General features: G+C 61.0%; 23 protein-coding genes. 7 read left to right on the forward strand and 16 right to left on the reverse strand.

What is annotated here, in order from left to right:
* Positions 1–46 precede the first annotated feature (46 nt).
* Positions 47–850 carry a diaminopimelate epimerase gene (gene dapF, locus CLM72_RS12205; RefSeq protein ID WP_105226614.1) on the forward strand — a complete coding sequence of 268 codons (804 nt, stop codon included), beginning with the start codon at positions 47–49 and terminating at the stop codon, positions 848–850.
* On the opposite strand, the gene CLM72_RS12210 is transcribed toward dapF, so the two are convergent.
* Positions 847–1,983 (reverse strand): PAS domain-containing sensor histidine kinase, encoded by a 1,137-nt coding sequence (locus tag CLM72_RS12210; RefSeq protein WP_034125767.1) that lies wholly within the window; start codon positions 1,981–1,983, stop codon positions 847–849. The genes dapF and CLM72_RS12210 overlap by 4 nt on opposite strands.
* Entirely contained in the window at positions 1,973–2,788 is an 816-nt protein-coding gene (locus CLM72_RS12215; RefSeq protein WP_105226615.1) for an alpha/beta fold hydrolase, read from the reverse strand. Before CLM72_RS12215 ends, CLM72_RS12210 begins: the two co-directional genes overlap by 11 nt.
* Positions 2,789–2,919: 131 nt before the next feature.
* On the opposite strand from CLM72_RS12215, the gene CLM72_RS12220 reads away from it, so the two are divergent.
* On the forward strand, positions 2,920–4,113 hold the full coding sequence (locus CLM72_RS12220; protein ID WP_105226616.1) for a YgcG family protein: 1,194 nt from the start codon (positions 2,920–2,922) through the stop codon (positions 4,111–4,113).
* A gap of 146 nt (positions 4,114–4,259) precedes the next feature.
* On the opposite strand, the gene CLM72_RS28755 is transcribed toward CLM72_RS12220, so the two are convergent.
* The 3 genes from CLM72_RS28755 to CLM72_RS12235 all read right to left on the reverse strand — a co-directional run bounded on the left by CLM72_RS28755 (position 4,260) and on the right by CLM72_RS12235 (position 7,306).
* Entirely contained in the window at positions 4,260–4,898 is a 639-nt protein-coding gene (locus CLM72_RS28755) for a hypothetical protein (RefSeq protein WP_158688682.1), read from the reverse strand.
* A 308-nt stretch (positions 4,899–5,206) separates the two neighbouring features.
* Positions 5,207–5,716 (reverse strand): GNAT family N-acetyltransferase, encoded by a 510-nt coding sequence (locus CLM72_RS12230; RefSeq protein WP_060765081.1) that lies wholly within the window; start codon positions 5,714–5,716, stop codon positions 5,207–5,209.
* A 174-nt stretch (positions 5,717–5,890) separates the two neighbouring features.
* The gene (locus CLM72_RS12235; protein WP_105226618.1) at positions 5,891–7,306 is read right to left on the reverse strand and encodes a cytosine permease; all 1,416 of its coding nucleotides are present in this window, start codon (positions 7,304–7,306) and stop codon (positions 5,891–5,893) included.
* Between the two features lie 250 nt (positions 7,307–7,556).
* On the opposite strand from CLM72_RS12235, the gene CLM72_RS12240 reads away from it, so the two are divergent.
* A complete protein-coding gene (locus CLM72_RS12240; protein ID WP_105226619.1) occupies positions 7,557–8,468 on the forward strand; it encodes a LysR substrate-binding domain-containing protein in 912 nt (303 codons plus the stop codon).
* 30 nt (positions 8,469–8,498) lie between these two features.
* Here the strand turns inward: CLM72_RS12240 and tkt are convergent, their stop codons facing one another.
* On the reverse strand, positions 8,499–10,553 hold the full coding sequence (gene tkt / locus CLM72_RS12245) for a transketolase (RefSeq protein ID WP_105226620.1): 2,055 nt from the start codon (positions 10,551–10,553) through the stop codon (positions 8,499–8,501).
* Positions 10,554–10,727: 174 nt separating this feature from the next.
* Here tkt and CLM72_RS12250 point away from each other — a divergent pair, with 174 nt between their 5' ends.
* On the forward strand, positions 10,728–10,952 hold the full coding sequence (locus CLM72_RS12250; protein ID WP_105226621.1) for a YdcH family protein: 225 nt from the start codon (positions 10,728–10,730) through the stop codon (positions 10,950–10,952).
* 914 nt (positions 10,953–11,866) lie between these two features.
* Here the strand turns inward: CLM72_RS12250 and CLM72_RS12265 are convergent.
* Complete coding sequence (locus tag CLM72_RS12265; protein ID WP_105226624.1) at positions 11,867–13,243, reverse strand: VOC family protein; 1,377 nt, start codon at positions 13,241–13,243, stop codon at positions 11,867–11,869.
* A gap of 198 nt (positions 13,244–13,441) precedes the next feature.
* On the opposite strand from CLM72_RS12265, the gene CLM72_RS12270 reads away from it, so the two are divergent.
* Positions 13,442–16,078: a glucosidase gene (locus tag CLM72_RS12270; RefSeq protein WP_105226625.1), complete on the forward strand. Its 2,637-nt coding sequence runs from the start codon at positions 13,442–13,444 to the stop codon at positions 16,076–16,078.
* A gap of 192 nt (positions 16,079–16,270) precedes the next feature.
* Here the strand turns inward: CLM72_RS12270 and CLM72_RS12275 are convergent, their stop codons facing one another.
* Together CLM72_RS12275 and CLM72_RS12280 are read right to left on the reverse strand one after the other, a co-directional pair.
* On the reverse strand, positions 16,271–16,585 hold the full coding sequence (locus CLM72_RS12275) for an SCP2 sterol-binding domain-containing protein (protein WP_034125754.1): 315 nt from the start codon (positions 16,583–16,585) through the stop codon (positions 16,271–16,273).
* Positions 16,586–16,641: 56 nt separating this feature from the next.
* The gene (locus CLM72_RS12280) at positions 16,642–17,352 is read right to left on the reverse strand and encodes a histidine phosphatase family protein (RefSeq protein ID WP_034135852.1); all 711 of its coding nucleotides are present in this window, start codon (positions 17,350–17,352) and stop codon (positions 16,642–16,644) included.
* A gap of 194 nt (positions 17,353–17,546) precedes the next feature.
* Here CLM72_RS12280 and sohB point away from each other — a divergent pair, with 194 nt between their 5' ends.
* A complete protein-coding gene (gene sohB, locus CLM72_RS12285; RefSeq protein ID WP_105226626.1) occupies positions 17,547–18,572 on the forward strand; it encodes a protease SohB in 1,026 nt (341 codons plus the stop codon).
* A 132-nt stretch (positions 18,573–18,704) separates the two neighbouring features.
* Here the strand turns inward: sohB and dhaL are convergent, their stop codons facing one another.
* The 7 genes from dhaL to CLM72_RS12320 all read right to left on the reverse strand — a co-directional run bounded on the left by dhaL (position 18,705) and on the right by CLM72_RS12320 (position 26,006).
* Positions 18,705–19,349, reverse strand: coding sequence for a dihydroxyacetone kinase subunit DhaL (gene dhaL / locus CLM72_RS12290; RefSeq protein ID WP_105226627.1), 645 nt, complete (start codon positions 19,347–19,349; stop codon positions 18,705–18,707).
* Between the two features lie 3 nt (positions 19,350–19,352).
* Complete coding sequence (locus CLM72_RS12295) at positions 19,353–20,354, reverse strand: dihydroxyacetone kinase subunit DhaK (protein WP_105226628.1); 1,002 nt, start codon at positions 20,352–20,354, stop codon at positions 19,353–19,355.
* A gap of 96 nt (positions 20,355–20,450) precedes the next feature.
* Complete coding sequence (locus CLM72_RS12300; RefSeq protein WP_019817618.1) at positions 20,451–21,566, reverse strand: erythritol/L-threitol dehydrogenase; 1,116 nt, start codon at positions 21,564–21,566, stop codon at positions 20,451–20,453.
* 27 nt (positions 21,567–21,593) lie between these two features.
* Complete coding sequence (locus CLM72_RS12305) at positions 21,594–22,349, reverse strand: SDR family oxidoreductase (RefSeq protein ID WP_105226629.1); 756 nt, start codon at positions 22,347–22,349, stop codon at positions 21,594–21,596.
* Positions 22,350–22,502: 153 nt separating this feature from the next.
* The gene (locus tag CLM72_RS12310; protein ID WP_105226630.1) at positions 22,503–23,510 is read right to left on the reverse strand and encodes a substrate-binding domain-containing protein; all 1,008 of its coding nucleotides are present in this window, start codon (positions 23,508–23,510) and stop codon (positions 22,503–22,505) included.
* A gap of 34 nt (positions 23,511–23,544) precedes the next feature.
* Positions 23,545–24,522 carry an ABC transporter permease gene (locus CLM72_RS12315; RefSeq protein ID WP_105226631.1) on the reverse strand — a complete coding sequence of 326 codons (978 nt, stop codon included), beginning with the start codon at positions 24,520–24,522 and terminating at the stop codon, positions 23,545–23,547.
* Positions 24,519–26,006 carry a sugar ABC transporter ATP-binding protein gene (locus CLM72_RS12320; protein ID WP_105226632.1) on the reverse strand — a complete coding sequence of 496 codons (1,488 nt, stop codon included), beginning with the start codon at positions 26,004–26,006 and terminating at the stop codon, positions 24,519–24,521. Before CLM72_RS12320 ends, CLM72_RS12315 begins: the two co-directional genes overlap by 4 nt.
* Before the next feature lie 262 nt (positions 26,007–26,268).
* On the opposite strand from CLM72_RS12320, the gene rpiB reads away from it, so the two are divergent.
* A complete protein-coding gene (gene rpiB, locus CLM72_RS12325; protein WP_105226633.1) occupies positions 26,269–26,730 on the forward strand; it encodes a ribose 5-phosphate isomerase B in 462 nt (153 codons plus the stop codon).
* The last annotated feature ends 55 nt before the right edge of the window (positions 26,731–26,785 follow it).

Here is a 26,785-nt window from a genome sequence, read left to right on the forward strand (position 1 = left end):
CAGTGGTATTAGAACCGCGTGACTCATTTCACCCACAGGAGCGCCCATGACCCTGCCGTTCGTGAAGATGCACGCCCACGGCGATGACTTCATTATCATCGACCGCCGTGGCGAGGATAACCCCATTAATGCGCAGATTGCCCGCCACCTGGGTAACCGCCGCACCGGCATCGGTTTCAATCAACTGGCGGTAGTGCTCGACTGTGAGCAGGCCGCCGCGCGCGTTCAGTTCTGGAACCCCGACGGAACACGCCTGCAAACCTGCGGCAGCGCGACTCGTGGCGTGGCCGATCGCCTGATGCATGAGGCAGGTGCCGAGGCCATTGTGCTGCTTAGCGACCGCGGTTTGCTGACATGCACACGTGCTGATGGGCAGCGGGTGTCGGTGGACATGGGCGCACCCTCGCTGGGCTGGGCGTCGGTACCCTTGGTCAAGGCGATGGACACCTGCGTGTTGCCTATCGACGGCCAGCCGGCAGCGTGCAGCATGGGCAACCCGCATTGCACGTTTTTTGTAGAGGATGTGACTGCGCTCGATATTGAGGCCATAGGCTCGACCCTGGAAGTTCACCCGCTGTTTCCGGCCAGGACCAATGTGCATTTCGTGCAAGTGCTGGACCGCAGCCATATCCGCCTGCGTATCTGGGAGCGTGGCGGCGGTGTGCCGCTGGGGTCCGGCTCATGCTGTTGCGGGGCGGTCGTCAACGGCATCCGGCGAGGGCTGCTCGATGAGCGTGTGGAAGTCCAGTGCGACGGTGGCGCGGTCACGGTGCAATGGGACGGGCAGGGCGGCGTGATATTGACCGGCCGTGTCGAGCCGATCATGCAGGGCACCGCGTACCTGGACTAGAACTTCACGGTAAACGTGGTGCCGGCACTCGCACAGGAACTCACCGCCACGTCGCCGCCATGTACTTTGGCCAGTTCGCGCACGATATACAGGCCCAGGCCTACGCTACGCACGTCGCTGCCTTGGTCGGTGCCGCGGGTCATGGGTTCGAACAACCCGGCCAGCAGGGTTTGGGGAATCGCCGGGCCGTGGTTGTGCACCGCAACCGCGCAGGTGTTGTCGCCCAGGCGTGAGGTGATGGTAATCGGCTGCAGCAAGTCGCCATAGGCCACGCTGTTGGCCACCAGGTTACCGATCATCTGTTGCACACGGTCGGCGTCCAGGCAGGCGTCGCCCTGGCCCTCGGCGTGATGCACCAGTGTGGCCTTGGGGAAGGCCACCCGCAGTTCGTCGACGCTGCGATGAATAACGCCATGCAGGTCCAGCGGTTGCGGCTTGATGGTAATGCCCTGGCCGACCCGGGCCTGGGTGAAGTCCAGCAGGTCGGCGATCATGCGATGGGCGCGTTCGGAAGACTGGCCGATATGTCCCAGTAGCTGGCGCTCCTTGGCCGTGCGCTCGCCGCGCTGGAGAAAGTCGGCGGCCATGCGGATCGCCGTCAGAGGGTTTTTCAGGTCGTGGCTGACAATCGCCACCATCTGTTCGGCAAACAACGCCCGGCGCTGGGCAATGGCGTAGGCCTCGCTCAGCTCGGCCTGGGCCTGTTGCAGGGCCAGTTCCGTGGCGGTTTTTTCCTGCAGCAGGGCTTCGGCCTGCTTGCGCGCATTGAGCAGTTCGCGCTCGTACTTGTCACGGTCGGTGGTGCCGAACAGCGCCAGGTCATACACCACGCCGTCCGGCTGCTGGCGCTGGTTGGCATTGAGCAAGACCGTGACTTTGTGCCCGTTGCAATGGCGGATGTCGAGTTTCACCTCGGTGACGCTGCCGTGCATGCGCAGCATTGGCGCCAGGTGCGTCTGGTAGAAAATCCGCCCGCCCATGGCCAGCAGGTCCTGGAAACGCCGGCCCAGCAGTTGGGCCGCCGTGAAGCCCAGCCAATCGCACAAGCGTGGGTTGACGTGCAGGATCGTGCCATCTTCCTGGGTCACCGCCAGGGCACAGGCCGCGCTGTCAAACAGCGGGTCAACGGGCATCGGCAGCCGCCCAAGGGGCCAGGAACCGGTCCATCGCCGCGGCACACGCCTGGGGGGCGCTCATATGCGGGCAATGGCCGACATTCTCGACCAGGCAATAAGTGCTGTTAGGTAATACGGTGTGCAGGTATTCACCCACTGCCACGGGGGCGATCAGGTCGTCGGTCGATTGCAGGATCAGCACCGGGGTGGTCAGGCCGAACACATCCTGGCGGTTATCCGACAGGAAGGTCACGCGGGCGAACTGCTTGGCGATGTCCGGCTCGGTGCGACAGAAGCTGTCGGTGAGCGCCTCGCTCAGGTGCGGCTGCGTCGGGGCGCCCATGATCACCGGGGCCATGGCGCTGGACCAGCCGAGGTAGTTGCTGTCGAGGGTGTCGAGCAGGTCGTCGATGTCGTCGCGCTTGAAACCGCCGACATATTCTTCGGTATCGATATAGCGCGGCGATGGGCCAATCATCACGTGCGCGGCAATGCGCTGCGGGATGAAACGGTCGGCGAGGGTGCCGATCATCGCGCTGACCGAGTGGCCCACCAGAATCACCGGGCCTTGGGCGTAGGCGTCGATAATCTCGTTCATGTCATGGGCATAGCCATCCAGGCGGCTGTATTTGGCTTTGTCGAACGCACTCAAGTCCGACATGCCGGCGCCGACCAGGTCATACAGCACCACGCGAAAGCGGTCGAAAAAGTGCGGTGCCAAGGCATTCCACATGGCCTGGTTGCAACCAAAACCGTGGGAAAACACCAGGGTCGAGGGACCGTTGCCCATCACATGTACATTGTTGCGGTGACTTAGGTCCATGGGCGTCCCGTAGATGGCTTATTGCTATGCAGCTAATCGGCAGTTTAGATAGTCGCAGGCCCCGGGTCACGCGTTTGCACGCAGATAAGGTAAAGTCGGCGCCTTCAGGGACAGACTTCAGGTAACCATACATGATCGTGCTTGTGCGGCACTCGGTGTTCAGCCTACTGGCCCTGGTATTTTCCAGCCTGTTGATCACCGCTCATGCGGACACCTCGCCGATTGGGGTAGCCCTTGATCAGCGGGTCATTGACCTGACAAACACCCTCGACTCGGGCACCGCCCAGCGCCTCAAGCAACAACTGGCTGACCTTGAACAACGCAAAGGCGCGCAAGTGGCGGTATTGCTGGTGCCAACCACCGGCAGCGCCGATATCGAAGGCTACGCCAACCAGCTGTTTCGTGCCTGGAAACTGGGACGCAAGGACGTCAACGACGGCATCCTGCTGGTGGTGGCCAAGGACGACCGCAAGGTACGTATCGAGGTGGGCTACGGCCTGGAAGGCATCGTCACTGACCTGCTGGCCCATCGTATTATTGAAGAACAGATCACCCCGGCGTTTCGCCAGGGCGATTTTGCCGGCGGTGTGCAACAGGGGGTGGACGCCCTGACCGTGCTGGTGGACGGCGGTGACCTGCCGCAACTGGCGGGAGCCGGGATCAACCCCCAATTCATCGCATTGCTGGCGGCGCTTATCCTGGGCGGCTTGGGCGGCGTGGCGATTGCAGCCGGCAAGCTGCATTGGCGCAAGGCGTTGATCGCCGCCGTGGCGGCCACGCTGTTGTTGACGCTGCTGGCGGGCGGTTTGGAGTGGCCGATGTTCCTGTTTGTCATGCCGCTGACGCTGTTGATAGGCGGCGCGATATTCGGCGCGCTGTGGCAGGTGCGTACGCTGTTTTACTGTGTGATCGGGCTGCTGGCTTACAGCCTCGGGTTGGTTATGGCAAACCAGTACGTGGATGTCAGTTTCATCCATTGGCTGCTGTGGCCATTGGGCGTCTTGGTGGTGCTGGGGTTGTACCTGGTACTGCTGCTGATCATGAGAGAGACATGGCGCACCAGCCGCGCCGGTTTTATCGTGCGGCTGCTGGCGGCGGTAGTGGTGTACGTGGTGGCAGGATGGGTGATTGACGGCGGCCGCGACGGCTGGCTGCTGGCGTTTCCTATCGCATCGTTTGTCGCGCTGATTATCTTTGGCAAGGTTGGCGAGGGGGCTGGATCTGGCTCGGGCGGTGGCTCCGGTTCAAGTTCCAGCAGTTCTAGCAGCAGCTCGTCCGGTGGTGGTGGTTCCAGTGGCGGTGGTGGGGCTTCCGGCAGTTGGTGACTCGCTGGCGGATGCCCACGCTTTCGCACCCCACCCATGGCAAGCGCGTGTTTGGCAATACCATGGGGAGGCGCAACGGCTTGGATAGCAAACAGTCGTTTGCACTGTTACGCCTTGACCCAACCGCCCTTGCCGTCGGATTTGATTTAGGAATCTATGGGCGCGCGATTGGCGACGCTCGGAGCGTCGTCGATGACCTTTTGGTCCGAAGGCAGGTAACCGTGATCAAACCGATGGGGAAGAGGGTGGATCTGCGCGTCGTGGGTGACCTTTTGGTCCGAAGGCAGGCAGAGGTGATCAAACCGACGGGGAAGAGGGTGGATCTGCGCGTCGTCGATGACCTTTTTGTCAGAAGGCAGGAAGATCTGATCAAACCGATGGGGAAGAGGGTGGAACTGCGCGTCGTGGATGGCTTTTTTGTCAGAAGGCAGGAAGTGTTGATCAAACCGATGGGGAAGAGGGTGGAACTGCGCGTCGTGGATGGCTTTTTTGTCAGAAGGCAGGAAGTGTTGATCAAACCGATGGGGAAGAGGGTGGATCTGCGCGTCGTGGATGGCTTTTTTGTCCGAAGGCAGGAAGAGGCGATCAAACCGATTGCGATTGGCGTAGGCCCGATATTCGTCGCCGACGCTCTTCCAGCCGCACTTGCCATCGGACACCTCTGCATCATCGCCAACCCTGTTTTCTTCCAAGGGGTTGTACCTGGGTTTATCGTTATCGATCTTGCTTGCGTAAACAGGTTGATAGGTCGGGATGGACGGGGTGAAGCCACTGATTGAAGACACGATTGCACCTCTGTGATAGCCAGGAAGATGCCCCGCCGGGGCAGGGTCCTGGCGGGGTGTTTCGCAGGCTACAGCGCCCGGAACCTTCACTCAATGTGGCCTGTTTCGCGTGAATGTAAGCGTGTGAAACCCCTGTTTGGTTGGCTCATACAGCGGGAGAAGTTGCTGTAGGCACAATCTGAGATAACGCTTTGCAGCGTCAGGCTTGACGTCAGACAGCACAGACAAATCCAGGATTTTTACCTGTTGAAAAGCATTCGTTCCCTGCACGGCTTTTCGGCAGTTTCATGCCTTGCAACACACAATCACTACTGCGACGGTGTGGCTTTCAACGCCATCACCATTTCATGCCACGCCATCCCACCGTGATCCGACGGCGAAGGGCGCACGTAGGTGTAGCCCATGCGGGTGTACAACGGCACATGCTGTTGCTTGCACATTAGATGAATCGTCTGCTTGCCCAGTGTTCCCATGCGCTGCACGAACGCGGTCATCAGTCTTTTTGCATAGCCTTTGCCTTGATGGGCCGGGTCGACCACCACCGACATAATCACCACATTCGGCGCCTCGGCGTCATGGCCCACCAACTCCTTGAAGGCCTCGTCCGACATTACCACCTCATGGGCACAGCCCGAGTTGATGAACCCCACCACTGCGCCATCTTCCTCCAGGATCAGAAATCCCTCGGGATACTGCGCGATGCGCGTGGCGATCTTTTCAAGCGTTGCGGCTTCGTCGCCTTCGTAAGCGGTGGTTTCAATGTGAAAGCAGCGTGCGGCGTCGGTGGGCAGGGCGTTGCGCAGGGTGAGAGTGGGCATGGGCGGTTCCAGGGATGTTCAGTGAAAGGCCACATCATAGAGAAACATCGGGCCTATGGCACCGCACGGCCATTCATCACCCCTTGCAGGAGCGAGCTTGCTCGCGAAAAACGTCAACGATAACGCGCGCCTACACGTTGTGACGCGTAGGGCAGGCGCGACCGAGAGTCTGTATCAAACCCCTCCCACCAACTTGCCACTGTCCATCCGGCGCTTATACGCACTGTCCCGACTCGCCAACCAGAAGTACAACGGCGAGGTCACCGCCAGCCCCACCACCCACGACAAGTCCGCGCCGTTGATGTGCTGCGAAATCGGCCCCACGTACAGCGGCGTGTTCATGAACGGAATCTGCACCGCGATCCCCACCGCGTAGGCTAGCAGCGCCTGGGGGTTGTATTTGCCGTAGATGCCGCCATCCACGCGGAAGATCGAGGCGATGTCGTATTGGCCTTTGTGAATGGCGTAGAAGTCGATCAGGTTGATCGCCGTCCAGGGCACCAACACCACGAGCAGCACCAGCACCATGTCGACGAAGTGACCGATGAAGTCTTGGGAGGCAAACACCGCCGCAATCGAACAGGCAGCCAGCACGATGATGGAGAGCACCGCACGGCTTTTCGCGGTGGGGATCCAGCGGTAGGCGAAGGTCTGTACCAGGGTGATGATCGACAGCACCGCGCCGTACAGGTTGAGGGCGTTATGGCTGATCACGCTGAGCAGGAACAGCACCAGCATCAGCGGGCCGATGGCGCCGGTGGCGAGTTTGACGGCGTCCATGGTGTCCATGCCTACCGGTGTGGCGAGCACTGCCACGGCGCCGAAGATGAACGCCAGGCTCGACCCCAGCGCCGAGCCCAGGTAGGTGGTCCAGAAGGTGGCGGCTACCGGCACGTCGGCTGGCAGGTAGCGGGAGTAGTCCGACACGTACGGCGCAAAGGCGATCTGCCACAGCGCGGCCAGGGAAACGGTGGCCAGCCAACCCGAGATGTTGAAGCTGCCACGGGTGAGGAAATCCGTGGTCTGTACATGGGTGAAGATGTAGCCAAAGCCCAGCACGATGCCGGCGCCAAGCACCCAGGTGCCGATGCGATTGAGTACGTGGATGAAGCGATAGCCGATGATGCCGATGATCCCGGAACCAATGGCGCCGATAACGATGCCCACCGGTACAGGTACGGCGTCCACCACGCCATGCAGGGATTTACCGGCCAGCACAATGTTGGAGGCGAAGAAGCCGATGTACATCACCCCGGCAATCACCACCACCAGCAACGCGCCGAGGGAGCCGAACTGAGCACGGCTCTGGATCATCTGCGGGATGCCCATCTGCGGGCCCTGGGCTGAGTGCAATGCCATCAACACACCGCCGACCAAATGGCCGACAAGAATGGCGACAATGCCCCACACCAGGTTGAGGTGGAACAGTTGCACACCCAGTGCGCCAGTGACGATAGGCAACGGCGCGATGTTGCCGCCGAACCACAGGGTGAACAGGTCTCTTACCTTTCCATGGCGATCTTCCGGAGGCACGTATCCAATCGTGTGTTTTTCGATGAGTGGGGCGGAGGATGTTGCAGTGGTAACCATGACGAGCTCCAAGGCAAGGTGAGTACGTGGACGTACTTCGCTATGCGCTGCACGGGCGGCGCTTTGTTGTTGGAGTGATCATCTGTAATGGACGCAGGCAGGTAAATTAGTAAGTTTGTTGCTATAGACCTTAAAAAAAATATCTCACGTGGTTTTTTGCTCCGGTATGTTGCATGGGCTTCAATGGCTTGAAAAACCGGTGTATCTGCGCACCTGTTTGGGGCGAAAACCCACGTTTATGGAGGTGCCGATGGCTGCCTACAACCTGCGCCAGCTCAGATATTTTGTGACCACGGCCGAATGCGGCAGCGTCGCCGAGGCGTCGCGCAAGCTGTATATCGCCCAGCCGTCGGTGTCCACGGCGATCAAACAGCTGGAAGACAGCTTTGGCGTGCAGCTGTTTATCCGCCACCACGCCCAGGGCGTTTCCCTTACGCCCAGTGGCGCGCGCTTTTATCGCAAGGCGTTGGAGCTGTTGCGGGTGGCCCATGAGTTCGAGCAGAACGCCCTGGCGGATAATGACGTGGTGGCCGGGCAGATCGACATCGGCTGCTTTGAAACCGTGGCGCCGTTGTACCTGCCACGCTTGATCGCCGGCTTCAAGGCGCGCTGGCCAGGGGTGGAGATCCGCATCCGCGATGGCGAGCAGCAGGAATTGGTGCAGGCGCTGACCGCAGGCAGTATCGACGTGGCGATGTTGTTTGAGCACGACCTGGGCGGCACCATCGAGACCACGCCGCTGATGCCGCCCCAACAGCCCTATGCGTTGCTGCCGGCCGATCACCGCTTCGCCCAGCAGGCCAGGGTGTCCTTGGCCGACCTGGTGCTGGAGCCAATGATTTTGCTGGACGTGTTGCCCAGCCGTACCTACTTCGTGAGCATCTTCGAAGAGCGCGGGCTGACCCCGAATATCGTATTCAGCTCGCCCTCCATCGAAATGGTGCGGGGCATGGTGGGGCGCGGGTTCGGGTTCTCGGTCCTGGTGACCAAACCCTTCAGCGAGTACACCTATGATGGGCAGAAGGTGGTGTGCATTCCCTTGGCTGAAACGGTCACGGGGTCCGGGTTGTCGGCCGTGTGGTTGCGCCGTGCACCGCTGACCAAGCCGGTGCAGTTGTTTGTCGACTACTGCCGTGAAGAACTTGCGCGGTTGCTGGCGTGACTGCGAACCAGCCCCGCGCGCTTATGCGGGTCAGTGCTCAGCCAACTGCAGCTGTTGCTTGGCCAGCCTCACCACATTGTCCAGGGTAAACCCGAATTTCTCCTGCAACTTTGCCAGCGGTGCCGAGGCGCCAAAGCTGTTCATCACCACCTTGGCGCCGGTCTGCCCGACATAGCGGTCCCAGCCCAAGGGACCTGCCTGTTCCACCACCACGCGGGCTTTCACTGCGGGCGGCAACACACTGTCGCGGTAGGCTTGATCCTGGTCTTCAAACAGCTCCCAACTGGGCATTGATACCACGCTGGCGGCAATGCCTTCACCTTTGAGCTGCTCATACGCGGCCACCGCCAGGCTGACTTCGCTGCCTGTTCCTATCAGGATGACCTCAGGCTTTTGCGCACTGGCCAGCACGTAGGCACCTTTGGCCGCACCGCAGGCCGTCGCGTATTGGGTGCGATCCAGGGTGGGCAGCGGCTGGCGTGACAGCACGACACAGCTGGGCCGATGAGTCTGGGCCAAGGCGACTTTCCACAATTCCAGCGTTTCATTGGCATCGCCCGGGCGCAAGGTCAACAGCCCCGGCGTGGCCCGCAGTTGGGTGAGGTGTTCGATAGGCTGATGTGTCGGTCCATCCTCGCCGACGCCGATGGAGTCATGGGTAAACACGAAGATCACGGGTAATTCCATGATCGCCGCCAGGCGGATCGGCGGTTTCATGTAATCGCTGAATACCAGGAAGGTCGAGGTATACGGGCGCAGGTAGGACAGCGCCATGCCGTTGGCGATTGCGCCCATGGCGTGTTCGCGAATACCGAAGTGCAGGTTGCGCCCGCTGTAATCATCCGCGCTGAAACGCCCGGCGTCGTCGAAGGTGAGGTTGGTCTTGGTCGAGGGCGACAAATCCGCCGAGCCGCCCAGCAGCCAGGGGATCTGTTGGGCGAAGGCATTCAACACCTCGCCGCCTGAGGCACGGCTGGCGACGCCTTTGGCATCGGCGGCAAAGTCTGGCAGGTGCGCTTGCCATTGCTCGGGCATTTCCCCGGCGCGCATGCGTTGCAGTTCATCGGCCCGTTGCGGGTCGAGGGAGGCCAGGGCCTGGTTCCATTCGGCATACAACGGCTCGGCACGTTCGTAAAGGGCATCGCGCAACACTGTGCGAGCCTCTTGCGGCACCAGGAAGCTCGAATCCTGCGGCCAGCCATAGGCGGCCTTGGTCAGGCGAATTTCATCGTCCCCCAACGGCTCGCCATGGGCAGCAGCGGTATTGTGCTTGTGCGGTGAGCCGTAGCCGATCACGCTGTCCACCACGATCAAGGTGGGCGCGCCGGTGTTGGCCTTGAAGGTTTCCAATGCCACGCTCAAGGCCTGCAAGTCATTGGCGTCGGTGACATGCACGGTGTGCCAGCCATACGCCTGGAAGCGTTGGATCACGTCTTCACTGAACGCCAGCTCAGTGTGGCCCTCGATGCTGATGGTGTTGTTGTCGTAGACCCAGCACAGGTTATCGAGCTTCAAGTGCCCGGCCAGGGACGCGGCTTCGCTGCTGATGCCTTCCATCATGTCGCCGTCACCGCACAGGGTGTAGACGTCGTAGTCAAACAGCACCTGGCCGTCGCGGTTGAAGCGCTGAGCCAGCCAACGCTCGGCCATGGCCATGCCCACGCTGTTGGCGCAGCCCTGGCCCAACGGGCCGGTGGTGGTTTCTACGCCTGTGGTCATGCGGTACTCGGGGTGACCAGGGGTCTTGGAGCCCATCTGCCGGAACTGCTTGATATCCTCGAGGCTGACGGCCGGTTGGCCGGAACGCTTGCCGTGGGCGTCGATCTCTACCACGCCGGCCAGATGCAATAGCGAATACAGCAACATCGAGGCATGCCCCACCGACAACACAAAACGGTCACGGTTGGGCCAGTCGGGGTGTTCGGGGTGATAACGCAGGAAGCGACTCCACAGCGTGTACCCCACGGGCGCCAGGCCCATGGGCGTGCCAGGGTGACCCGAATTGGCCTTCTGCACGGCATCCATGGCCAGGGTGCGTAGGGTATTGATGCATTGGGTGTCGGCAGCAGTGGCAACGTGATTCATAAAACCGTTCTCCCTGGGGTGGCGATCTACAGTGGAGGGCAGGGCGGGGCAAAGGTTTGATCCCATCGCGTTCGCGCGACGAACGGGTCATTCTTGACTTCAAACATGACAAGTCTTGTTGGAATGGGCTAGCTTCAAGGGCGTAGACCATCGATCAATCTGTGGAGGTACGCCATGCCAGTGAAACACGACCTGTATCAGGACTTGGGATTGAGCAAGGAAGACGTTCACAAGCGCAAGGCGCAAGACAACCGGTTGGACTCACTGCTCACTCAATACGACGACGCCGACGCCAAGGTGCTAAAAGCGGAAAAAGCCAGTGCCAGCGATGAAGAGGTGGAGAACCTGAAGAAGAAGCGGCTGTCGATCAAAGACAAAATCGCGCAGCGGCTGGCTTAAGCAAACCCGCAACCCGTGGCGAGGGAGCTTGCTCCCGCTGGGGTGCGAAGCGCCCCCATTGGCGGCGGCTGCGCAGCCGAGCGGGAGCAAGCTCCCTCGCTACACACACGGAATGTGCACATTTGTTCAGAATTGTCTGGAGGACAAGTGCCGCTTCTCTCCTTATGATGCGCCCCGTCCACTCGGCTCTGGGGCTTGTTGCGGCGCAAGGATTGCGTTGTTTGAGCCGGGTGGGCATCCTCAGAATTCATGCAACACCGGGCCGAATCGGTCGGCTGAAAATGCTGTCTGTGGCTGGCTTGCCTGCGATGACTGCCTCCCAGCCGACGCCTATCCACCTGACACCCCCGCAGTCCAAATGTGGGAGCTGGCTTGCCTGCGATGGCGGCCTCCCAGCCGACGCCTACCTACCTGACACCCCCGCAGTCCAAATGTGGGAGCTGGCTTGCCTGCGATGGCGGCCTGCCAGCCGACGCCTATCTACCTGACACCCCGCGATCCAACTGTGGGAGCGGGCTTGCTCGCGAAGGCGGCCTGACAGTCAACACAGTTGGACCGTGTACATATCCATTCCTGCGGTAACGGCCACTTAGGGTTCCGCCCCGACGGCGGCTCACTTTCGAAAAGCGCGAAAGTAAGCAAAGCGCTCTTGCCCCACCACTCGGCACCTCGCTTAGGCTCGGTGTGCCCGTAATCCGCCAGTGATTTGGGGGGCCGCCGCCACGCGCCATCCATAGCGCGGGGCGGCTAAACCGGCATCCCTGCCGGTTTACCCCCCAAATCCCTGTCGAATTCCGGCCAGCGTGGTTTAACGGGGCGCCTAAGATCAAAAGCAGATCAAGATCAAAAGCGGCTCGCTTCGCATCGTGGTTACCATCAACGCCGTGACGCTTGGCGTTCGGTCTTGCATCCAGTCATTTCAACAGCGTTTCAACGCATATATCCATTGAGCGCTGCTGCGTCTGCTCATACAACTGCAACTCATCAATCGTCCTGCGCCCCAGCGCCTGTTCGAAGGCATCTCGGTTGGAGTTGCCCGCGTAGTGACTCTGCGCCCCATCCCCCAGGTTTGACTGGAAGATCCCCGCCGCACTGACCGGCAAAAAGTCCTCATACACCAACGGCTCCACCGCCACATGACCGGCACCGACCAGCGCCTCCAATGTGCGCGGCTGATCGGCCTGGCCGCGTGCCGCCAAGCCCTTGTCGGTGACGAAGTAGCGAAAATACGCCAAGCCCTGCTCGCGCATTTGTGGGTAGTTATCGGGGAAGGCGTGGAAGTGCTGTTCCATCAATTGCACATAGCGCTCGGCGTTGGCTTCATTGGGGAACGCGCCGAGTTCGTCGCGGGCGGCGTTCAGCAGTTGGTCGTACAGGGCGCGGCCTTTAGGCGTAAGCGCGACGCCGCGTTGTTCGATTTCGCCGAAGCGCGCGCTGTGGCTGCCGTGGGCATCGGTGAAGGCGATGGGTTCGTCCAGGGCCTTGAAGCTGGTCTGGCGCAGCAGGATCGGGCATTGGCGCCGAGGTGGGCCTTCGATCACGGCTTTGGGAGTGATGCCTTTGCCGGGCATCGCCGCCTGCACCTGGTCGATGTCCAGGGTGCGTGGGGTCAGGTGGTTGATGTGCGGGCCTTTGAACGCGACGACGTCGGCGATCAGTCGGTGCTGGTCGCTCAGTTGCTGATATTGGGCGCCGGTGACCGTGGCAGTGTGGTGCCAGCGGAACGTCTCCAGGGCCTGGCGGATAAAGGCCTCGGCATCGCTGGCATTCAAGCCGCCTTGGGTCTCTGCCTGGTCGATCAATGCCAAGGCCTCGGCGGTAAAGATCGAGCGCTTGGCCAGGGCGCTTTCGGCGAAGGCGCGCAGGTCGGGGTTTTCGATCAGTTCCAGGCGCAGCAACGAAGTGAACACGCGAAACGGGCTGGTTTGCAGCGCGTGTTCATGCACGGCGCGAAAGGCGGTGGAGTGAACAGGCACGCCAGCGGGGGTGAGGTCGTAGTAGCCCACCGGTTGCATGCCCATCACCGCGAACAAACGGCTGATAGTCGCCAGTTCCGCAGCGGTGCCCAAGCGGATGGCGCCGTGGCGTTCCATGCCCAGGCGCTGGATTTCGCCGGTACGCTGCAGCTGGTGCGCCAGGCCTGGTTCGCTGTCGAGCACATGTGCATTGGTCTCGGCCACCAATTCCAGCAACGCCCCATATAAAGGAACTTCATCTCGATACATGTCGGACATGGCCTTGGAAAAGCCCTTGCGGATCTCGTCAGGGCTGACATGTGCAGTGGCGTGCATAGAAAAATTCCTGATGACTGGAGCGATGAAAGTGGCCTTTGTCTGATTTTGTTGAGCCGCCGGCCGCCTTGCAAACGAAGATTCCTCTGGACTTCATTCTGCAAATGAATGAGTTGACCCTGCGTCCAAGTCTTCATGTGCAAGCAGGCGTCATTGGGCTCTACACTGCGCTCCACTGTGTAGGTGAAGGAGGACCCAATGACGGCCAAACCCGCAACCAACCTGCTGGACACCCTCGAAGGCCAGCGCCTGGCAACCCCAGACGCCGGGCAGTGGCGCGAGTGGGGCCCGTACTTGAGTGAGCGCCAATGGGGCACGGTGCGCGAAGACTACAGCGCCGACGGCGATGCCTGGGCCTACTTCCCCCATGAGCACGCCCGCAGCCGCGCCTATCGATGGGGCGAGGACGGATTGGCCGGTTTCAGTGACAAGGCCCAACGCTGGTGCCTGGGCCTGGCACTGTGGAACGAGCGTGATGCAATCCTCAAGGAGCGTCTGTTCGGCCTTAACAATGCCGAAGGCAACCACGGTGAAGACGTCAAGGAACTGTACTTTTTCGTCGATGGCGTGCCGAGCCATGCCTACATGCGCATGCTCTACAAATATCCCCATGCGGCCTTTCCCTACGCTGACCTGATCGCCGAAAACGCCCGTCGTGGGTTGGCGGATGCCGAGTATGAAATCCTTGATACCGGTGTGTTTGCAGACAACCGCTACTGCGACGTCAGTGTCGAATACGCCAAGCATCAGCCCGACGATATTTTCATGCGCGTCACCGTGCATAACCGTTCGGACCAACCCACACGCCTGCAGGTGCTGCCCCAGCTCTGGGCGCGCAATGACTGGAGCTGGACCTTCGATGCACCCAAGCCCAGCTTGAGGTTGGACGGCGAGCGGGTTCTGGCGCGTCATCATGAGCTCGATGATCGCCACCTCAGTGCCTGGGGCCAGGACGGGTTGCAGTGGCTGTTCTGCGAAAACGAAACCAATCGGCCCAAACTGGACGGGCAACCGGCGCCGGGGCCATTCAAGGATGGCATTAATGATTACGTGGTGGGCGGGGTTGAGTCGGCCGTTCGCCGGGACGCCGGCACCAAGGTGGCCGCGCATTTCACCCTTGAACTGGCGGGCCAGGAAAGCAAAACCCTTTACCTGCGTTTTGCGCCTTTGGACGCGCCCGATGTCAATGCGCGCAAGCTATTCGAACAGCGCCGCCAGGAGGCCGATGACTTCTACGCGGTCTTGCAACAGGGCCTTGCCGATGACGATGCGCGCAATGTGCAACGCCAGGCCCTGGCCGGCCTGTTGTGGTCCAAGCAGCTGTACTATTTCGACGTGAACCAGTGGCTTGACGGCGACCCGGCTCAGCCCGCGCCACCGCCCGAGCGTCTGTTTATCCGCAATACTCATTGGCGGCACCTGAGCAACTTCGACATCTTGTCCATGCCCGACACTTGGGAATACCCCTGGTATGCCTCCTGGGATCAAGGCTTCCAGGCGGTGGCCATCGCGCTGATCGACCCCGGTTACGCCAAGCAACAGCTGTTGCTGCTGGTAAAGGACCGCTTCATGCACCCCAACGGCCAATTGCCGGCCTACGAATGGCGCTTTGACGACGCCAACCCGCCCGTGCACGCCTGGGCCAGCTGGCGCGTATATCAGCAGGACAAGGCGTTGACCGGCGTGGGCGACATGGATTTCCTGGAGCGGATCTTTCACAAACTGCTGCTGAATTTCTCCTGGTGGGTCAACCGCAAGGACGCCGAGGGCCGCAACTTGTTCCAGGGCGGTTTTCTGGGCCTGGACAATATCGCCTTGTTCGACCGCTCGGCCACGTTGCCGCCGGGTTACCAGTTGGACCAGGCCGATGGCACCGCCTGGGTGGCGGCCTATGCCCTGGACCTGATGCGCATCGGCCTGGAGTTGGCCAAGCGCAATGTGGTGTACGTGGACATTGCCGTGAAGTTTTTCGAGCATTTCCTCTACATCGCCGGCGCTATCAACCACGTCGATGACAGCGCCGAAGGCTTGTGGGATGAGCAGGACCAGTTTTTCTACGACGTACTGCACCGTCCTGATGGCCAGAGCGAACCGGTGCGCCTGCGCTCCATCGTCGGGTTAATGCCGCTGTTCGCGGTGCTGGTGCTGGAACAGCGCGAGCACGAGGGCCTGGAAGGCTTGCGCGAGCGCCTGCTGGGCTTTATGCATCATCGGCCGGACTTGGCCAGGCTGGTTTCGCGCTGGACCGAACCGGGGCAGGGCAACCGCCTGTTGCTGGCGCTGCTGCGCGGTGAACGCACCAAGGATTTGCTGCGACGCATGCTGGATGACCAGGAGTTCTTGTCGGCCTTTGGCGTGCGCGCCCTGTCCAAGGCGTTCGCCGAGCAGCCCCTGGCGTTGAAGATGAATGGCGACACCTTGTGTGCCAGTTACCAGCCCGGTGAGTCCGACTCACGCTTGTACGGTGGCAACTCCAATTGGCGCGGGCCGCTGTGGATGCCGGTCAATTACATGCTGATTGAATCGTTGCGCGAATTTCATCGCTATTACGCAGAGCATTTTTCCGTGGAGTACCCGACGGGCAGTGGGTATCTGGCGTCTCTCGAGGAAGTGGCTGACAGCCTCAGCGAGCGGCTGACGCGGCTGTTTCTTAAAGATGAAAACGGTGTGCGGCCGTCGATGGCGGGGTATGCGCAGTTGCAGGAAGACCCGGCCAGTCGTGACCTGGTGTTGTTCCATGAGTATTTTCATGGTGAGACAGGGCGAGGGTTGGGGGCTTCACACCAGACCGGGTGGAGCGCGTTGGTGGCGTTGTTGCTACAGCCAAAAACCTGAGCAGTCCTACGGATTTGCTTTTCTGTGGGAGCTGGCTTGCCTGCGATACAGGCACCGCGGTGCGTCCGGCAAATGGAGTAGATGCCATCGCAGGCAAGCCAGCTCCCACAGGGGATCTTCATTCACCGCGAGAATGCAGGCAAAAAAATCCCGCCTGGGGAGGCGGGATCAGGATTCAGGGTTACCCGTGAATCAGGAAGGGAACAGCTCGCTCAGCTTCATCGCCAGCATCATGTCGCCTTCGGTGCGCAGCTTGCCGCCCATGAACGCTTGCATGCCGTCGGTGGAGCCGTCGACGATGCCTTCCAGGGTCTCGCTGTCCATCACCAGGGTGACCTGAGCGTCAGGGTTTTCGCCTTCTTTGAGTTCGCAGGTCTTGTCCTTGACCACCAGCGAGAAATTCTTGCTGTCGTCGATACGGAAACCGAACACCAGGTCCAGGCCTTCGGCAGCGCTTGGGTTGAATTTGGCTTTCATTGCTTCTACTGCTTTAGCTACGTCAGTCATGGTTTCGATCCTTAAGGGTAGAGTCCAGTGACCTTGGGGTCACGGTTGGCCGCAGTTCATCGGAAAGTGATGAGCTGCGGCGCCTTCAACAGTTGCAAGTGGGCGTGACTGTTGAAGGAAGCCAGTGCCACCTCGCGACCACGGAACTTCAGTTGGTTGAGCGAGGTGTTAACAATTTGCCAGTTCATTTCGAAGGCCTGGGCTGCAGGCATTCGGGTAATCAGGTGGAGCAGGGCGGTGATGGTGCCGCCGGAGGTGAATACGGCGATTTTGTCGGTGTGGTTCGCGGCTTCAAGGATCCGCTGCAAACCACCCTGGACCCGCTCGACAAACCCCAGCCAGCTTTCCAGCCCGGGCGGATCATAGGTGCCGGCCAGCCAGCGTTCGATGATCAGGGCGAAAATGCGTTGGAACTCGCTGCGGTTCTGCGGGCCATTGCGCAGGATGTGCACGGCATCCGGCTCACTGCTGAGCAGGTCGGGTAACAGGCCGCGAATGATCGCCTCGCCGTCGAACTCGTTGAACGCACTGTCTGTTTCCAATGCCGGAACCGGCAAGCCCAGGGCGCTGTACTGGTCGAACGTGGCGCTGGCAGTGTGCTGCTGGCGACGCAGGTCGCCGGCGATGCAGCGGTCAAACGCAATGCCCAGGTCTGCCAGGTGGCGACCGAGCACTTGCGCTTGTTCCACGCCAATGGGCGAGAGGACGTCATAGTCGTCTGCACCGAAGGAAGCCTGGCCATGTCGAATCAGATAAATGCTGCCCACGTCCGTTTTCCCGGTACGTTGAAAGTCTGGCGAGGTTATGAGGATGCCTGCGAGCTGTCAATGAAAAAACATACGCTTGTTTTAAAAGCGCGTTGGAGCCCGCCTGCTGGCGGTTTGATCACTGGCTCCTTCGCAGTGGCGTCGGTATGCTGGGGCCATCCGCGCCTGGCGCAGTGCATTTTTTAAGGAGACATATGGATTTTTTGGCCGAATACGCGAGCTTTCTGGCGAAGACCGTCACCCTGGTGGTCGCTATTCTGGTGGTACTGATCAGCTTTGCAGCACTGCGCAGCAAAGGTCGTCGTAAATCCGCCGGCCAATTGCAGGTCAGCAAGCTGAATGATTTCTACAAGGGCTTGCGTGAGCGCCTGGAGTCCAGCCTGCTCGACAAGGACCAGCTCAAGGCCCTGCGCAAGTCCGAAAGCAAGGCTGAAAAGAAGAAAGACAAGAAGAAGCCCGAGCTCAAGCCACGGGTATTCGTGCTGGATTTCGACGGTGACATCAAGGCCTCGGCCACCGAAAGCCTGCGCCATGAAATCACCGCACTGCTGAGCCTGGCCACGCCCAAGGATGAAGTGGTGTTACGCCTGGAAAGCGGCGGCGGCATGGTGCACAGCTATGGCCTGGCCTCCTCGCAACTGGCGCGTATCCGCCAGGCCGGCGTGCCGTTGACCGTGTGCATCGACAAAGTCGCGGCCAGCGGTGGCTACATGATGGCGTGCATCGGCGAGAAGATCATCAGTGCACCCTTCGCCATCCTCGGTTCCATTGGTGTGGTGGCGCAGTTGCCCAACGTCAATCGCCTGCTTAAAAAGCACGACATCGACTTTGAAGTGCTGACCGCCGGTGAATACAAGCGCACGCTCACTGTGTTTGGCGAAAACACCGAGAAAGGCCGGGAGAAGTTCCAGGAGGACCTGGACATCACCCACCAGTTGTTCAAGAACTTCGTCTCGCGTTACCGCCCGCAGTTGGCGATTGACGAGGTGGCCACTGGCGAAGTGTGGTTGGGGGTTGCCGCTCTCGACAAACAACTGGTCGATGAGCTGCAAACCAGCGATGAATACCTGGCCACCAAGGCCAAGACCGCCGAAGTGTTCCACCTGCACTATGCCGAGCGTAAGAGCCTGCAAGAGCGCGTGGGCCTGGCGGCCAGCGGTTCGGTGGACCGGGTGCTGTTGACCTGGTGGAGCCGCTTGACCCAGCAGCGGTTCTGGTAACCCAGTACTGAAAACCAGGTAGTCCCTTGTGAGCGGGCTTGCTCGCGAATGCGGTATATCAGTCAATAGATTTGCTGGCTGACACTCCGCATTCGCGAGCAAGCCCGCTCCCACATTGGTTTTTCGACCATGTCAGGTCAAACGGGGTTTAATCGAGTCCGCCAACTGCGTAAGGATCAGGCAGCACGACACGGCCCCGGCATCCAGAACGCCGAGGGAACGCTCACCCAAACGACTGGCTCGGCCAATCTTGGCCACCAGGTCCTTGGTCGAATCCCGCCCTTGAGAAGCAGCGCTTTTCATCGCATCGAGTGCATCGCTGAAAGAACGCGCCGCTGCATGCGCCCGTTCAAAGGCTTCCACCGCCGGGATCAACGTGTCCATCAAGCACTTGTCGCCCACGCCCGCTTCGGTGATGTCCTGCAACGAGGTCAAGCCGCCGCGCAGCAGGTGGGCGAACCTGGCGGCGTCGATGTCTTCACTGCCGCGCACTTCGTCGGCCATGCCGATAAACAGGCTGCCATACAAGGGCCCCATGGAGCCGCCGATGCCTTCCATCAGGCTCAGGGTCAGTTCATCCAGGGCTTCGGCCAGGGTCAGTTGGCGGCCTTCGATCGTGCGGCCGCAATGGGCAAAGCCCTTGGCCATGTTGATGCCATGGTCGCCATCGCCTATAGCGCCGTCGACTTCGCTGAGGTACTCCCGGTTGGCCACGATCACGCTGACCAGGTCGGCGACAATGGCGCTACCGTCATGGGTGGAAAAACGCTGGCTCATGATTCACTCCGCCTGGGTCATGCCGATGGAGCGGCAGGGTTGGTCGATCAGGGTTTTCAGCTCGGCGTCGAGGCCGAGCAGGGTCAAGGTCACGCCCATCATCTCCAGGGACGTGAAGTAGTTGCCCACGTAGCAACGGTGAATCTTCAAACCTTTGGCCTTGAGCTGTTTTTCCACCTCGGCGTAGAAAATATACAACTCCATCACCGGGGTGGCGCCCAGGCCCGAGACCAGCACCACCACGCTGTCGTCCTGGCTGAAATCGCGGTCGGCGAGGATCGGCGCCAGCATGCGCTCGGCCATGGCGGCGGCCGCTTCAATCGGGATGACTTCGATGCCCGGTTCGCCATGATGGCCGATACCCAGCTCCATCTGGCCGTCGGGAATCTGGAAGTTCGGCTTGCCCACCGCGGCGATCGTGCAGGGCGTAAGGCCGATACCAATCGAGCGGCAGTGGTCGACGGTTTTCTGCGCCACCCGAATCACGCCGTCCAGGTCGTAATGCTGGGCAGCGGCGGCACCGCCGATCTTCCACATGAAGATCTCCCCGGCCACGCCGCGACGCTTGGCAATATCGGCCTTGGGCGCGGAGGCCACGTCGTCGTTGGCGACCACGGTGCGGATGCGCATGTCTTTGCTGGCGGCCATTTTCATTGCCAGCTTCACGTTCATATTGTCGCCGGCGTAATTGCCATACAGGCAGGCAACACCTGCGCCATGGTCGGCGGCGCGGAAGGCATCGAAAAAGCTCTTGGCGGTGGGCGAGGAAAAAATCTCGCCGACGGCCACCGCATCCACCAGGCCCGGGCCAACATAGCCGAGGAACGCCGGCTCATGCCCGGAGCCGCCGCCGGTGACAATGCCGACGCGGCCCTGGGCGGACGGTCTGGCCTTGACGATGACCCTTGGGTTGCTTTCGTACTGGCGCAGTTCGGGGTGCGCGACCAGGATGCCGCGCAGCATGTCTTCGACCACTTGGTCGGGATCGTTGATGACTCGATTCATAACGCGGGTTCCTGTGTTCTTGTTCTAAGGGGCGACACCCTTCCATTGTGGGAGCAGGCAAGCCAGCTCTCACAGGGTTTTGTGTTGTTACTGAGATCAGGGTTCGAGCACCACCTTCAGCGATTTATCGCCGCGCTCCATCACTGCAAACGCTTCCTTGAAATCCGCCAGCGCAAACTTGTGGGTCACCACGTCGCGCATGTCGATCTTGCGGTTGCCGATAAAGTCTATGGCCCTTGGGTACATATATGGCCCCAGGTGCGAGCCGAGGATATCCAGTTCCTTGCGGTCGCCGATGATCGACCAATCCACCGTGGCCTCGTCATTGAACACGCTGAATTCCACAAAGCGTCCCAGCTTGCGCAGCATCGCCAGGCCCTGGTTCACCGCCTTGTGATGCCCGGTCGCCTCGATATAAATGTCGCAGCCGTAGCCATCGGTGATTTCGCGGATCTTCGCCAATACGTCCACCTCGGCCGGGTTCCACACTTCATCGGCGCCCAGGCGCAGGGCGAGGGCGGCGCGTTCGGGTTTCATGTCCAGCACAATGAGCTTTTTCGGGTTGCGCAACCGCACTGCGCCGATGATGCCCAGGCCCAGGGTGCCGGCGCCGGCGACCACCACGATGTCGTCATGGTCGACGTTGGCGCGTTCCGCCGCGTGCAGCGAGCAGGCCAAGGGTTCGATCAGGATCGCTTCGTCGGGGGCGATGGATTCCGGCACTTTGTGGATGATGCCTTCCTTGGTGAAGATCATGTATTGCGCCATGGCGCCCTGCACATTGTTCTGGAAGCCATACAGGTCGTGCTTCTGGCACATCCAGTACTGGCCGTGGTTGCAAAAGCGGCAGCCCCAGCATGGCACGATCTGCTCGGAGATCACCCGGTCGCCCACGGCCACGCCGCGTTTCTCGGCGCCTGGGCCAAGGGCGACTACGCGGCACACGAACTCATGCCCGGGGATCATCGGCGGCTTCACGTAGCGCGGTTGCTCGGCATCGCCCCAAAAGGACGGCGCGCCGCGATAGGTCTTGATATCGCCCATGCAAATGCCGCACAGCTCGACTTTGGTCAGGATCTCGTCGGGGCCGGGCGTGGGCACGTCGACGGTTTCCAGGCGGTAATCTTCCGGGCCGTGGCAGACCACGGCCTGCATGGTTTTCGGGATGCTCGGGGCGAGTTGTTCAGGTGTGCGTTCGGTGACGGTGGACATGACAAAACCTCACGACATAACGATGAATTACTGAATGCTGTAGCCGCCGTCGATCACCATGTTGGCACCGGTGATCATCTGTGCGGCGTCGCTGAGCAGGTACAGCGCCAGCCCGGCGATTTCTTCCGGCTGGGCAAAGCGACCTGCCGGAATCTGCAATTTGGCCCGCTCACCCACCTCGCCGGCCCAGGCTTTTTTGCCCAGGGCGGTTTCGACGATGGTCGGGGAGATGGCGTTGACGTTGATCTGCGGCGCCCACTCCATGGCCAATACCTTGGTCATGCCGATGATGGCGGCTTTGCTGGCGCAGTAGGCGACGTGACGGTCCAGGCCAATCACGGCGGCCTGGGACGCCAGGTTGACGATGCGCCCGCTGCCTTGGGCAAGCATATGTCTGGCACAGGCCTGGGCCATGAAAAAGCTGGCCTTGAGGTTGATGTCCAGTGTGGTGTCCCAGGCGCTTTCGCTGACCTCGATGGCCTTGTCCAGCAGCACCACGCCTGCGCTGTTGATCAGATAATCCAGGCGTTGGAAGTGCGCGAACACCTTGTCGACGGTCGGTTGTATCTGGTCGATCCTCCCGAGGTCGACGGCAATGCCCAGGTGCCCGGCACCCAGGCTGGCGGCCACCTCGACCACGGCCGGATCGCGGTCCAGCAGCGCCACCCTTGCGCCGCGTTCCGCCAGCAAAGTGGCGCAGGCCAGGCCGATGCCGGCGGCGCCACCGGTGATCACCGCGCAACGGCCGCTGAGGTCGAAGGCTTGGTTCCAGAAACCAGACATGAGTAACTCCCGTTACAGATCAAAAGGTAGAACGCGGTCCAATGTGGGAGCTGGCTTGCCTGCGATTGCATCAACCCGGTCTACCTGATGCACCGAGGTGCCTGCATCGCAGGCAAGCCAGCGCCCACAGTTGACTGTGTTTCAAGCCACTGACTACTTACCGCCGCTGACTTGCTTGTACAGCGCGTCCGCATTGGCATTGGTCACCGGCACCCACGGCAGGATGTAGTTCTTGGCCGTGCCGTCGGCCCATTTCAGGTCCTTGGCATAGCGCTCCCAAATCACCGATTGTGGCTTGTAGTCGTCGCCGGCCAGGGCACGCAACGCTACGTCCAGCGCGCCTTGGGACTGGGCCTGGGCATCCTGGAGGAAAGTGGTGACTTCGTCCTTTTTCGCCGCCTGGATCGCATCCGGCATGCCGTCGATAGAGGTCACGGGCACATCCTTGGAGGTGAGGCCATGGGACTTCAGCGCCTGCACGGCGCCCAGGGCCATGTCGTCATTCTGGGCGATCACGCCATTGATGCCCTTGGGGTGGGCGTTGAGCCAGTCTTCGGTGAGCGTCATGGCCTGGGCGCGGTCCCAGTTGGCGGTTTTCTTTTCGATGATCTTGATGTCCGGGTGTTTGCCCAGCACTTCCAGCTCGCCTTTTTCCCGGTCGATCTGCGCCGACTGGCCAATCGGGCCCTGGATGATCACCACGTTGCCCTTGCCATTGAGCTTGTCGACCATGGCCTGGGCCTGCAGGCGGCCGCCTTCCACGTCGTCGTTGCCCACATACGGCACGCTGGCATCGGCTACTTTCGTATTGGAGGCGATGACCACCACGTCGTTGCTCATGGCGGCCTTGACGGTACCGACGCCGGCCTTGGTATCAATCGGTACGAACAGAATCGCGTCGTAGCGTTGGGTCACCATGTTTTCGATCTGGTTGTTCTGGGTCAGGGCGTCGTAGTTGCCGTCGAACACGGTCAACTGCACGGTGCCATCCTTGACGGCCGGATGTTCCTTGAGCTCGCGGACCCAGTTCTGCATGAACTGACCCTTGAGGCCATAGACGGCTGCGCCGATCTTGTAGGTCTTGCCGTCGGCGGCCAGGGCGATACTGCTGGCGAGCAGGGAGAGGGCGGCCGCAGCGGCCAGGGTGGTACCCAGTTTCATAAGTAGAACTCCAGTTATTGTTATGGGTCGTTCTTCAGCGTTTCTTCTTGCGCCACACGTCGATCAGTACTGCAAACACGATGATCAGGCCCTTGGCGACCTGCTGGTAATAGGAGGACACGCCGAGCAGGTTCAGGCCGTTATTGATCACGCCGATCAACAGTGCCCCGAACAAGGTGCCGACAATGCTGCCGGTACCGCCCGACAGGCTGGTGCCACCGATCACCACCGCGGCAATCGCGTCCAACTCATAGGAAACCCCGGCCTGGGGCAGGGCAGAGGTGGTGCGTGCCGACAGCACCACGCCGGCCAACCCGGCGAGCAGGCCCGAGACCACGTACACCGAGAACATCACCTTGCGCACGCCAATGCCGGAGGTGCGCGCGCTTTTTTCGTTGCCGCCCACTGCATACACATAGCGGCCGTAGGTGGTGTAGCGCAGCACCATCCAGAAAATAAGCGCGACCACGGCGAAGATGATGATCGGCACGCCCACCGGGCCGACCTTGCCGATGCCCAAGGCCAGGTAGGCGTCGGGCAGGTCGGTGATCGGGCTGCCGTCGTTGAGAATAAAGGTCATGCCCCGGGCGATGCTGAGCATGCCGAGGGTGGCCACGAACGGCGGGATCGACAGGTTGGCGATCATGAAACCGTTGACCACCCCGAGCATCGCACCGGCAAACATCCCGGCGCTGACCGCCGCCAACAGGCCATAACCCTGGGTGGCGACCATGGCGCTGCACAACCCGGCGAATGCCAGGATCGACCCCACCGACAGGTCGATGCCCTTGGTCAAAATCACATAAGTCATGCCCACGGCGAGAATGCCGTTGATGGAGGTCTGGCGCAGGATGTCCATCCAGTTGCGCCAGGTCATGAAGTATTCGCTGGAAAACGCCATCACCACGCACAGCAGGATAAACACCAGCGGCAGGCCGAAGCGGTCGAGGGACAGGCGCAGGCGGTTGCGCGACGCGGCAGTAACGGGAGCAACGATGGTTTTGGCATTCATGAGGCGAGACTCAACAAGGCTTCCTGGGAAAGGGCGGTGTCGGTGCTGATAGTGACCAGCCGGCCGCCTTTGAAGACGGCGATGCGGTCGCTCAAGTGCAGCAGTTCCGGTGCTTCCGACGACACTACAATGGCTGCGCCACCGGCGCGCACGAACTGGTCGAGCAGGTGGTAGATCTCCTGTTTGGCGCCTTCGTCGATGCCGCGGGTGGGTTCATCGCAGAGCAGGCATACCGGCTCGGTGGACAGGCATTTGGCGAGCACCACCTTTTGCTGGTTGCCGCCGCTCATTGATGCCACCGGCAGCTCCAGGGAGCTGGTCTTGATCTGCAAGCGCTTGACCATCTCCTCGGCTAGTTGCGCTTCTTTACGTGCGTTGATCAGCGACCAACTCGACAAGCGCTTATAGGCCGACAGTGCAATGTTCGACAGGATGCTGCCGGTCAGCACCAGGCCGCTGTCCTTGCGGTCTTCGGTAACCAGCGACATGCCGGCGTCGATGGTCGCCTTGGGCTGCCCGATGGGCATGGGCTTGCCTTGCAAGGTAACGCTGCCGGAATCCGCCACGGTCAGGCCGTAGATGCAATTGAGGAATTCACTGCGCCCGGAGCCCATCAACCCATAAATGCCGAGAATCTCGCCACGGCGCAGCTGCAGGCTGATGTCGTGGAACTCGCCGTTGCGGCTCAGGTTGTCGACTTGCAGGCAGGTGCTGGCCGCACATTCGCGGCCCGCCTTGTGGTCGATGCGCGTCAGTTCCTGGCCGACAATGCCGCGCACCAGGTGGTCGCGGTCGATATCGGCCATGCGCCCGCTTTCGACAAAGGCGCCATCACGGAAGATGCTGTAGTCATCGGCGATCTGCGCCAGTTCGCTCAGTCGATGGGACACGTACACGATGCCGGCACCGCGCGCGGTAAGGCGGCGAATCGCCTTGAACAGGGTTTCGGCCTCGCGCTCGCCGATGGCCGAGGTGGGCTCGTCCATGATCATCACCTGGCAGTCATGGCTGAACGCCTTGGCGATTTCCACCAATTGCATCTGCGCCACGCTCAAGCGGTGCATGGGGCTGGTGGCGTCGACGTCGAACTCCAGGCTTTCGAGCAGTTCGCGGGTGCGGCGGTTGAGGGCCTTGCTGTCGACGATGCAACCGGCGCGGCGCGGTTCGCGGCCCAGCCAGATGTTTTCGGCGACGGTCATGTAGGGGATGGGTTCGAGCTCCTGAGTGATCATTGCGATCCCCGCGGCCAAGGCTTCACTCGGGCGATTGAACTGCACCGGTGCGCCGTTGAGCAGAATGCTGCCGGCGTCACGCTGGGTGATGCCCATCAGGATGCTCAGGAAGGTCGACTTGCCGGCACCGTTGCCGCCGCACAGGGCGTGGACGCTGCCGGCGCGCAGAGAAAGGCGCCCGTCGCGCAGGGCTGGCACCCCGGCGTAAGCCTTGGCGACGTGTTCAGCCTGGAGCAGTAATGGCGTGGCCATCGGCGTGTCCTCGTGCTGTGAATTCTTATTAGGTCGCACAGTCATGTTTCGCTGTGATCATATGTGTATCAAATGAAATTCTGATCAGTCAATCTCTTTCACTTAAAAGGTGTGATTCTCATCTTTGACGCGGTTATTGCCTTGGTATAGGGCTTTGACTGGCAGGTCAGTTAAATCTCGCTTGACAGCAAGGGGTAAATGCTTGCGAAATGAGTGAGAGATATTTCACTAAGTGATCATTTGATCAGTGGAGTTTGGCGCCATGAACACACCTTTCCCGGTGGCTATCGGATGTGATGAAGCGGGTTTTGAGCTCAAAGAGTTGTTGAAGCGCCATATCGAGGCGTTGGGATACCCGGTGACCGACTTCGGTACGCATTCAACGGCGCCGGTGCTGTACCCGGACATCGCCCTGGCCGTGGCCACCGCCATCAATGCCGGGCAACAGCGCCTCGGCGTGCTGGTATGCGGCACCGGCATAGGCATGGCCATCTCGGCCAACAAGGTGCTGGGCATCCGTGCGGCCCAGGCCCATGACACCTACTCGGCGGAGCGGGCGCGCAAGAGCAACGATGCGCAAATCCTCTCCATCGGTGCGCGGGTCATCGGTGCGGAGTTGGCCAAAGGCATCGTCAGTGCGTTTTTGGCCTCGGAGTTCGAAGCGGCGCGGTCCGGGGCCAAGGTCGAACGCATCAATGCGATCGAGCGCGATGGGCATCAGTAGTGGACGGCGCGGGGCAAGAGTCGGGAGAATGCGCCTTTGACGCCGAAACGGAAGC

Origin of the sequence: Pseudomonas sp. MYb193, from assembly GCF_002966775.1 — a bacterium.
In the GTDB taxonomy this organism is placed as follows: Bacteria; Pseudomonadota; Gammaproteobacteria; order Pseudomonadales; family Pseudomonadaceae; genus Aquipseudomonas; species Aquipseudomonas paracarnis.